The sequence below is a fragment of the Homoserinimonas sp. genome (genome assembly GCF_056262345.1).
In genome coordinates this window covers 1-8,938 of the sequence record NZ_JBACFR010000302.1, presented here as the reverse complement: position 1 = coordinate 8,938, position 8,938 = coordinate 1, and the positions used below count along the sequence as shown (strand labels likewise).

The 8,938-nt window shown below is 64.8% G+C and carries 8 protein-coding genes; 5 read left to right on the top strand and 3 right to left on the bottom strand.

Annotated elements, in window-relative coordinates; genetic code table 11:
* Window positions 1-201: 201 nt before the first annotated feature.
* The 3 genes from AC062T_RS13740 to AC062T_RS13730 all read right to left on the bottom strand — a co-directional run bounded on the left by AC062T_RS13740 (window position 202) and on the right by AC062T_RS13730 (window position 4,594).
* Window positions 202-1,470: a uracil-xanthine permease family protein gene (locus AC062T_RS13740; protein WP_476030941.1), complete on the bottom strand. Its 1,269-nt coding sequence runs from the start codon at window positions 1,468-1,470 to the stop codon at window positions 202-204.
* Between the two features lie 89 nt (window positions 1,471-1,559).
* Entirely contained in the window at window positions 1,560-3,305 is a 1,746-nt protein-coding gene (locus AC062T_RS13735; protein WP_476030939.1) for a glycoside hydrolase family 2 protein, read from the bottom strand.
* Window positions 3,302-4,594, bottom strand: coding sequence for an MFS transporter (locus AC062T_RS13730; protein WP_476030937.1), 1,293 nt, complete (start codon window positions 4,592-4,594; stop codon window positions 3,302-3,304). The genes AC062T_RS13735 and AC062T_RS13730 overlap by 4 nt, the downstream gene beginning before the upstream one ends.
* An 86-nt stretch (window positions 4,595-4,680) precedes the next feature.
* Between AC062T_RS13730 and AC062T_RS13725 the strand changes: the two genes are divergently transcribed.
* From AC062T_RS13725 to AC062T_RS13705, 5 genes are all read left to right on the top strand, one after another.
* The gene (locus AC062T_RS13725) at window positions 4,681-6,630 is read left to right on the top strand and encodes a M13 family metallopeptidase (RefSeq protein WP_476030936.1); all 1,950 of its coding nucleotides are present in this window, start codon (window positions 4,681-4,683) and stop codon (window positions 6,628-6,630) included.
* A 158-nt stretch (window positions 6,631-6,788) separates the two neighbouring features.
* Window positions 6,789-7,691 carry a serine hydrolase gene (locus tag AC062T_RS13720; RefSeq protein ID WP_476030934.1) on the top strand — a complete coding sequence of 301 codons (903 nt, stop codon included), beginning with the start codon at window positions 6,789-6,791 and terminating at the stop codon, window positions 7,689-7,691.
* A 99-nt stretch (window positions 7,692-7,790) separates the two neighbouring features.
* The gene (locus AC062T_RS13715; protein ID WP_476030932.1) at window positions 7,791-8,153 is read left to right on the top strand and encodes a YtxH domain-containing protein; all 363 of its coding nucleotides are present in this window, start codon (window positions 7,791-7,793) and stop codon (window positions 8,151-8,153) included.
* Between the two features lie 6 nt (window positions 8,154-8,159).
* Complete coding sequence (locus AC062T_RS13710; protein WP_476030930.1) at window positions 8,160-8,570, top strand: phage holin family protein; 411 nt, start codon at window positions 8,160-8,162, stop codon at window positions 8,568-8,570.
* 40 nt (window positions 8,571-8,610) lie between these two features.
* Entirely contained in the window at window positions 8,611-8,847 is a 237-nt protein-coding gene (locus AC062T_RS13705) for a DUF3618 domain-containing protein (RefSeq protein WP_476030929.1), read from the top strand.
* Window positions 8,848-8,938: the final 91 nt, after the last annotated feature.

The window sequence follows — 8,938 nt, the reverse complement described above, 5'->3', positions numbered from 1 at the left end:
GCCGCCCGTGCCTGCGCCGCCCGTGCCTGCGCCGCCCGCGCCTGCGCCGCCCGCGCCTGCGCCGCTCGTGCTGCGCGCCGCCCGCGCGCTGCCCGCGCCTCTGTACGCCCCGCACAACGGGTGAGGGGTCCCACATTCGACTTCCCGAAGCGCGGGAGGGCGAATATGGGACCCCTCGACGGAGTTGCCCCGAGCGGATGCCTAGCGGTCGGTGCCGCGCAGGCGTCCGATGAAGGACATCAGGTGGTAGACCACGAGGGCTGCGATCGTGCCCAGGATGATGCCGCCAAACGTGATGCCGTCGCCCCCGAGTGTGAAGTCGGCGATCGCCACGATGAGGGCGATGCCGGCGGTGAACTGGTTCTTCGGCTTGCCGAAGTCCACCCTGTTCTCAACCCAGATGCGCACACCGATGATGCCGATGAGGCCGTAGAGCGCGGTCGTGACGCCGCCGAGAACTCCCGCGGGGATCGTGAAGATGATCTCGCCGATCTTGGGGGAGAGGCCGAGCAGGATGGCGGCGATGCCAGCGACCCAGTAGGCGGCGGTGGAGAAGACCCGCGTCGCCGACATGACGCCGATGTTCTCGCCGTACGTGGTGGTGGGCGAACCGCCGCCGATGCCGGCGATGACGGTAGCGAGGCCGTCGGCGAAGAGGGCGCGACCGGTGAGGGGGTCGAGGTTGCGGTCGGTGAGCTGGCCGACGCCCTTGACGTGTCCGACGTTCTCAGCGATCAGCGCGAGCACGACGGGCAGGAACATCAGGTAGAGCGGCAGGTACTCGAAGCCGAAGGTGGGCGTGATGAACTCCGGCAGGCCGACCCAGGCGGCAGCCTCGACGGCGCTGAGGTCGACCTCGCCCTGCGTCATGGCAAAGAGGTACCCGATGACGACGCCGATGACGATCGAGAGGCGGCCGAGCATCCCCTTGAAGAGAACCGTGACGAGGACGACCGAGAGCAGCGTGACGCCCGCGGTGAGAGGTGCCTGCTCAAAGTTGTTTTTGGCGGCGGGGGCGAGGTTGAAGCCGATGAGGGCGACGATTGTGCCGGCAACGACGGGCGGCATGAGCTTGTTGATCCAGCCGGTGCCCGAAATGTGCACGACGACGCCGATGACCGCGAGCAGAGCTCCGACCACGATGATGCCGCCGAGGGCGACGCTCTTGCCATCGGATGCCACGGCGGCCGTGATCGGCGCGATGAACGCGAACGACGACCCCAGGTAGGAGGGCAGCTTGTTCTGCGTAATGATCAGGAACAGCAGTGTGCCGATGCCCGAGAACAGCAGGGTGGTGCTGGGCGAGAATCCCGTGAGCAGCGGCACGAGGAAGGTCGCACCGAACATCGCGACAACGTGCTGGGCGCCGAATCCGATCGTGCGGGGCCAGCTCAAGCGTTCCTCGGGCATGACTATCTCGCTAGCGGCGACATCCTTGCCGTCGCCGTGCAGTTTCCAGGGAAGTGCCATGGTGCTCCTTGTTGAATGCTGATGTGCGGTGCTGGCCGCAAAAGGGCCTCGTCGAGATTAGCGCTGGCAGGCCCTGCGCGGCTGCTCCGTTACAACCGGAGCTGAGCCGTGAAGGCCCGGATGCGCTCAGCGGGAGCCTTGACCACGCGCCGGTCGTAGCTGAGCAGGCCGTTGATCTCGTCTTCGACGTCGCTGAGCTGCGTGTAGACGGTGGCGGAGAGCCCTTGGGCGATCGCAGGCACAATTTGCTCCTCATGCAGTTTCACCAGGGCGTCGGCAAACCGATCAGGGTCGTCGAAGCGCTTGTAACCGAACACGCTTGCGCCCCACTCGTGCCCCGGAATGCGCAGGCTGTAGCCCCCGTATTCGGTGAGCGCGAGCACTCTGCCATCCGCACGAGGTGCCCGGAATGCCCGAAAGTACACGTGCAGACTGTGCAGGTCGCCCCCGCCTTGGTCGTGCCATCCGCTCGCGTGATCCACCGGCCTGGTGGGGTCGAGCTGTCGCAGCTCGCGGGTGGCATCGAGCGCGTCGAACTGCCCCCACCCCTCGTTGAATGGCACCCACAGCGCGAGGCTGGGCACACTGCGCAGCAGCTCGACCGTGTCGCGCAGTTCGCGACGGAACTGCTCTCGGCCACCGGCATCCGCCCGCCCGAAGGCCCGATAGTGCTTGTCGTTGAGCCGCAGCGGCGCCACGGCGGGAATCGTGATGACGGCCGGGTTGTAGCTGCTGCCTCCGTTGACGGCGTCTTGCCACACGAGCATGCCGATGCGGTCGCAGTGGTGGTACCAGCGCATTGGCTCGATCTTGATGTGCTTGCGCAGCATCGTGAAGCCGAGGTCCTTCATGGTCTGGATGTCGTAGATCATCGCCTCGTCGGAGGGCGGCGTGTAGAGCCCGTCGGGCCAGTAGCCCTGGTCGAGCACTCCCGCGTGAAAGTACGGTTCGCCGTTGAGCAGCAGGCGCTGAACCCCGGATGCATCGGGGCCGACTCCGAACGATCGCATGCCGAAATAGCTGGTAACGGTGTCGTCGCCGAGTGTTACGCGCACGTCGTAGAGAAACGGATGCTCGGGGCTCCACGCGCGAACGTCGGAGAGAGGGATGCGCGCGGCAGTGCCCGGGGTGACTTCGGCGACGGCGACGACGGTGCCGTCGGCCGAGACGGTGACGCTGGCCGAGCCTGGTGCCGAGCCCGGTGCGGAGGCCTCGACGAGAACGTCGACTGCTGAATCGGCCAGCTGCGGCGTGAGCACAAGCCGCTCAACACAAACCGGCGGAACCGATTCGAGCCACACGGTCTGCCAAATGCCGGACTGTGCGGTGTACCAAATGCCCCCGCGTTTGAGTTTCTGCTTGCCGCGCGAGTGCGATGCGGTGTCGCTGTCGTCGTGAACGGCCACCGTGAGCTCGGCAGTTCCGGCCCCAAGACCCTCCGTCACGTCCACGCTAAACGGGAGGTACCCGCCCTGGTGCGATCCGACCTCGACCCCGTCGAGAAAGATGCGGCAGCGTTCATCCACGGCCCCACAATGCAGAAGAACTCGTCCCTGAATGAAACCCTCCGGAAGGGTTACCGTGCGGCGATACCAGAGTGTTTCGCCCGGCATTAGTTGACGTTCGACTCCCGACAGCGGCGCCTCGGGGGAGAAGGGCACAACGATCTCGCCGTCCCACGCTGCGGGCGCTGAGAACGCCTGGCCGGGCACGATCGCGTATTCCCACACGCCATTGAGGTTCAGGTAGCTCTCCCGCACGAGCTGCGGGCGGGGGTACTCGGGCAGAACAGAGCCGCGGTCGAGCGCCTCACCCCACGGGGTGAGCAGGGTCACGACTTGGCCAGCTTTCGCACCGGGATCAGGGCGAGAAGCACAACGATAGCCGCGGCAACGAAGATCCACGGGGTGGGAACCTGCTTCTCGACGCCGAGGTCGAGGTACGTCTCGTTGGCGCCAATGATCACGCTCGAGCCGATGAATGGGCCGATGACCATGGGGATGAGCACGGCAGCGATCATCCGCAGCCCCTGAACGTTGCCGACCCGGTCGGCGGGCGTGTAGTCCCGGATGGTGGCGGAGGTCGAGGCGAGAGTGAGCATGAGACCAGTGATCATGACGATGCCCGCGAGGATCACGGGCACCATGCCGCGCACGAAGAACATGGCACCAAGCCCTGCGGCGAAGATCAGGATCGCGGGGGTCATGAACTGCACCTTGCCCACCCTGTCGATCACGCGGCCGCCGATCACGCTGAGGATCGCCGCCGACAGGAGCACGCTTCCGAGCACGATCGCATAGCCGTCGATGCGCAGATACCGCTGGATGTAGATGATCAGGTACGGCATGAAGACCTGGGCGCCGATGCTCACGACGGCGAGCACGGCAAGGGTCACGTAGAGCTGCGGGGTCGCCCGCATCACGCTGGGCCGCAGCCCGTGAATGACGGCCTTCAGGTAGCCGTCGGTCTGCGCCTGCATCGTGGGGGCGTCCTTGACCAGGAACCAGGCGAGCACGCCGACCGCGGTCGTGAGCAGGCCGATGATGATGAAGAACTCGCGCCACTGCCCAGCCTGGGTGAGCCCGTCGAAGCCGCCGAAGACAATGAGCATGGCCAGAAGGGGCATTACCGAGAGCACGCCCTCGACGCGTCCCCGATTGCTCGGAACGGTCGACTCGGTAACCCACGCATTGAAGGCTGCGTCGTTGGCGCCAGAGCCGAACAGGCTCATGATGCAGTCCAACAGGATTACTGCGACGACGGTGATGACCACGGCGTTGCCGGCTGCGGCGATCGTGGCAATGCCGTCGACGCTGACAAAGCCGAAGGCCGCCGTTGAAAGCCCCCAGAGGACGTAGCCGCCCGCGATGAAGATGCGCCGTTTGCGCAGCCGATCGGATGCCGCTCCCACGAGGAAGGTCGCCAGCGTAGCTGTGATCGCGCTCGCCGCAACCATCACCGCAATTGCCGTGGGGTCATCCGTGATCGTGTCGTAGACGAACAGGTTGAGATACATGTTCTCGACAGCCCACGCGAGCTGGCCGACGAGGCCCAGAATCACGAGGGAGGTCCAGGTGCGACCGCCCAGACGGGTGGGCGCTGAAGTAGCGGCTGTGGTGGCCATGAACGTCCTTGTTCTCGGGCTCGGGTAAGTCAGCCGATCATACTGTTAGCCGGGTGCACCCATGCAGCATTTACTAGGGTGAAGACATGATGAATTCCGGCATCGACCTCGACGAACTCGACCCCACCATCCGACCTCAGGATGACCTGTTCAGGCACGTCAATGGGCGCTGGATCAAGCGAACCCAGATTCCCTCGGATAAGGCCCGCTACGGCTCGTTCTATGTTCTCGCCGAGGAGGCCGAGAAGGCCGTCCGCGACATCATCGAGGAGTCGGTGGATGCCGAGCCCGGCACCGAGCAGCGCAAGTTTGGCGACTTGTTCACGAGCTTTCTCGACACCGAACGCATCGAGAAGTTGGGCGCAGAGCCCCTGAAGCCCGCGCTTGCCCAGGTTGATGCCGTCGACTCTGTGCCCAGTTTTGTGACGACCCTGGGCCGCCTTGAGCGGCAGGGTGTTGGCGGGTTCCTGCAGCTGTTTGTGGACAACGACCCTGGCAACCCCGAGCGTTACCTCGTGTTTGCGGAGCAGGGCGGCCTCGGGCTGCCCGACGAGTCGTACTACCGCGACGAGAAGTTCGCATCGGTGCGCGAGGCCTACGAGCCCTTTGTTCAGCGGATGCTCACCCTCGCCGGCGTGCAGGATGCCGCGGCAGCCGCATCCAGAATCGTCGCCCTCGAGACCGACATCGCCGGTCTGCACTGGGACAACGTGCGCACCCGCGACAGCCAGGCCACGTATAACCTGCGGACCTGGGCCGATGTTCCCGCGACGGGCGGGCTCGACTTGAACGCCTGGCGCGACGCCATGCAGCCGCCCGCCTCAAGCTTTGACGAGATCGTGGTGCGCGAGCCGAGCTTCATGGAGGGTCTCGGTGAGTTGCTCACGGACGACCGTCTCGACGCGTGGAAGGACTGGCTGCGCTGGCAGGTCATCCGTGCCTCGGCCCCGTACCTGAGCGACGACTTCGTGCAGACCAACTTCGACTTCTATGGCCGCACTCTCACCGGCACCCCAGAGTTGCGGGCCCGATGGAAGCGCGGCGTCTCGTTCGTTGAGGGAGCGATGGGTGAGGCCGTTGGCCGCATCTATGTGGAGCGGCACTTTCCGCCCACCGCAAAAGCCGCCATGGATGTGCTGGTCGACAACCTCATCGAGGCCTACCGGCAGAGCATCGCGCAACTGCCGTGGATGACGGATGCCACCCGTGTACGCGCGCTTGAGAAGCTGGAGAAGTTCACGCCCAAGATCGGATTCCCGGTTAAGTGGCGCGACTACTCGGCGCTCGAGGTCGACCCCACCGACCTGATCGGCAATGTTCGCGCTGCTGCCGAGGTCGAATTCCAGCGCGAGCTGGGCAAGATCGGCCGCCCCATCGACCGCGACGAGTGGTTCATGACGCCGCAGACAATCAACGCCTATTACAACCCCGGTTTCAACGAGATCGTCTTCCCCGCCGCGATCTTGCAGTACCCGTTCTTTGACGAGGAGCGGGATGCTGCGGCCAACTACGGCGCGATTGGCGCCGTAATCGGCCACGAGATTGGCCACGGCTTCGACGATCAGGGGTCGCGCTACGACGGCAATGGTCTGCTCACGGACTGGTGGACCGACGAGGACCGCGCCGCCTTCGAGCGCCTGACATCGTCGCTCATCGCCCAGTACGACGCTCTTGCGCCCCGCCAGACACCGGACCACCACGTCAACGGCGCGCTCACGATCGGCGAGAACATCGGCGACCTGGGCGGTCTCGGCATCGCCTGGAAGGCCTACCTGATCTCGCTCGGGGGAGAGGAGCCGCCCGTTGTTGAAGGGCTCTCTGGAGCCGAGCGATTCTTCTTGTCGTGGGCTCAGGCCTGGCAGCTCAAGGCGCGCGACGAAGAGGTTATCCGGCTGCTGGCGATAGACCCGCACTCGCCCAATGAGTTCCGCTGCAATCAGATTGTTCGCAATATCGATGCCTTCTACGACACCTTCGGCGTCACGGAGAGCGACGAGCTGTGGCTCGACCCGCAGGAGCGCGTCACGATCTGGTAGCGGGTTGCCCGATAGGGGTCAATGGCCTTGGCGTCGGCTCCCAAATATGAGACGTTGGATCAATCCCCCCGACGCGAGTTGTGACTCGATGACATGAGTGCGCCGCCACCCCGAGGCACGATAGGTGACCATCCGGCGACGCGCGCGAAGTAGGAGAAGTGGTTTCAGCCTCGCAACACCGACGCAGCCGCCAGCGAGACACCACCGCTGGCCGGCATCGCGAATCCGACGTGTCGGAGAGCTTTGCGACGAGCTTCGCCGCCCTCGGCGAGCTTGCGTATGAGGGGGCGAGGGTTTCGGCAACCGTTCTCGACCTCGTGACAGGTCTGCCGCTCCTGGCGATCGATGATCGGGTTGCCCTGCCCACCGCCAGCGTTGGCAAGGTCTTGTTGCTCGTGGAGACTGCTGCTCGCATCACGACGCGGGATCCCTCGATCCCTACGATCCTCGATAAGACGCCCGCGGATGCGATCGCCGATTCGGGGCTGTGGCACCGCATGCAGGTGCCAACACTGCCGCTCGGCGATATGGGGCTCCTCATTGGCGCGGCGAGCGACAACGTTGCGACGAACGTGCTGCTGCGGCACATCGGCATCGAGGCGGTGCGCATGCGGGCGGAATCGCTCGGGCTCACCCGCACGGCACTGCTCGACCGGGTGCGCATGACACGGGGGCCGGATGATGCTCCGCAGCTTTCTGTGGGATCCACCGCCGAACTCGCATGGTTGTTTTACGCTCTGGCCCGCGGACAGGTCGTCGATTCGGTCACGAGCCAGCGGGTTCTCGACTGGTTGTCGCTCAATGCCGACCTCTCGATGGTGGCGAGTGCCTTCGGGTTGGACCCGCTTGCGCACAGGGCATCCAGCCACGGCCTCCAGCTGATCAACAAGACGGGAACCGACGAGGGAGTGCGGTCGGATGTGGGGCTGCTGCAGGGTCGACGAGCCGGGGTCTCCTACGCGGTGACGGTTGAGTTCACGGACTCGTCGCTGCATGACCGCCTGCGGGTGCTCGATGCGATGCGCGTGGTGGGCCGAGACATTCTCGAATACGTATATTGACGGCGTCAACCTCGGTTTCTGGGAGTTTGCCAAAGGACTCCTGACCGTTCCGGGGCTACGCTGAGACGACTGAACACCCCTAACAGGAACGGAGTCACCGTGCGCGGAAAAATTCTGCTGCTTACAGGACTGGCCGCCGGATACGTTCTCGGTGCGAAAGCTGGCCGTGAACGCTACGAGCAAATCAAGCGGACCGCCGTGAAGGTTTGGAACGATCCTCGCGTAAAGACCCAGGTAGACCGGGTCGAAGATTTCGCTCGGGACAAGGCACCAGAGGTCGCTGAGTTCATCTCGGACAACGCTAAGAAGGTTGTCTCTCAGGTCTCGAAGGTCACGCCGGGCGGCAACTCGTCCTCATCGGGCAGCAAGTCAACGACCAAGCGTTCGTCGACGTCCGCCGCTGCCAAGTCGACGCCCAAGGCGTCGTCTACCGGCACGACTACTGGCACTTCGCAGAAGTAGGAACCCATGACGGACCCCACCTCGACTCCTCGCCCTCCCAAACGGTCGCTGTTTGAGCTGATCGCGGATGTTCCGCGCCTCGTCTCCGAGCTGGTCACCGCAGAGATCGAGCAGCTCAAGGCGGAGATGTTCGCCAAGTTCAAGGCCCTGGGTCTGGGAGCAGGCCTCATCGCCGGCGCTATTGTCGTCGTGCTGTTTATGGTGGGCGTTCTTCTGACCTCGGCCGTTTTGGCCCTGTCGCTGGTGATGCCCGGCTGGGCGGCGGCTCTTGTCGTCGCCGGCGTTCTGCTGATCATCGCTGCGATTCTGGCGCTCATCGGCTATCGAGTGATGAAGACGGGCACCCCACCGGTTCCCGAGAAGACCATCGAGAGCGTTAAGACCGACCTGGATGTCATCCGCGGGGTCAACCGTTAGTAATTCGACCGACCCCAGCTACGAGCAACAAAGGAGAATCATGACGGACTCCCACACGATCAACCCAGCGGCTGCTGCCGCTGCCGCCCGCGACAACCTGGGCGAAACCCTCGATGCGCTCGAGGACAAACTCAACGTCAAAAAGCGGGCTTCTGAGCTCGCGGAGAACGCGAAGCGCTCCTACGACGAGAATCCGGTCCCTTGGATTGTCGGCGCCACTGCAGCGCTCATCGCGGTGGGCGGTCTCGTTGCCTGGGCAATCTTCAGCGACGACTAATCACGTATCAGGCCCCGGCGCGGGGACTCCCCGCCCGGGCCTTCCGTTTGGGCACGGGCGCGCGGCGGGGGCGGGGGGGGGGATGTGCCCC

Bases quoted from the DNA above. Each gene is read 5' to 3' on its own strand.
- AC062T_RS13740 (WP_476030941.1), bottom strand. From the start codon at position 1,470: ATGGCACTTCCCTGGAAACTGCACGGCGACGGCAAGGATGTCGCCGCT.
- AC062T_RS13730 (WP_476030937.1), bottom strand. From the start codon at position 4,594: ATGGCCACCACAGCCGCTACTTCAGCGCCCACCCGTCTGGGCGGTCGC.
- AC062T_RS13725 (WP_476030936.1), top strand. From the start codon at position 4,681: ATGATGAATTCCGGCATCGACCTCGACGAACTCGACCCCACCATCCGA.
- AC062T_RS13710 (WP_476030930.1), top strand. From the start codon at position 8,160: ATGACGGACCCCACCTCGACTCCTCGCCCTCCCAAACGGTCGCTGTTT.
- AC062T_RS13705 (WP_476030929.1), top strand. From the start codon at position 8,611: ATGACGGACTCCCACACGATCAACCCAGCGGCTGCTGCCGCTGCCGCC.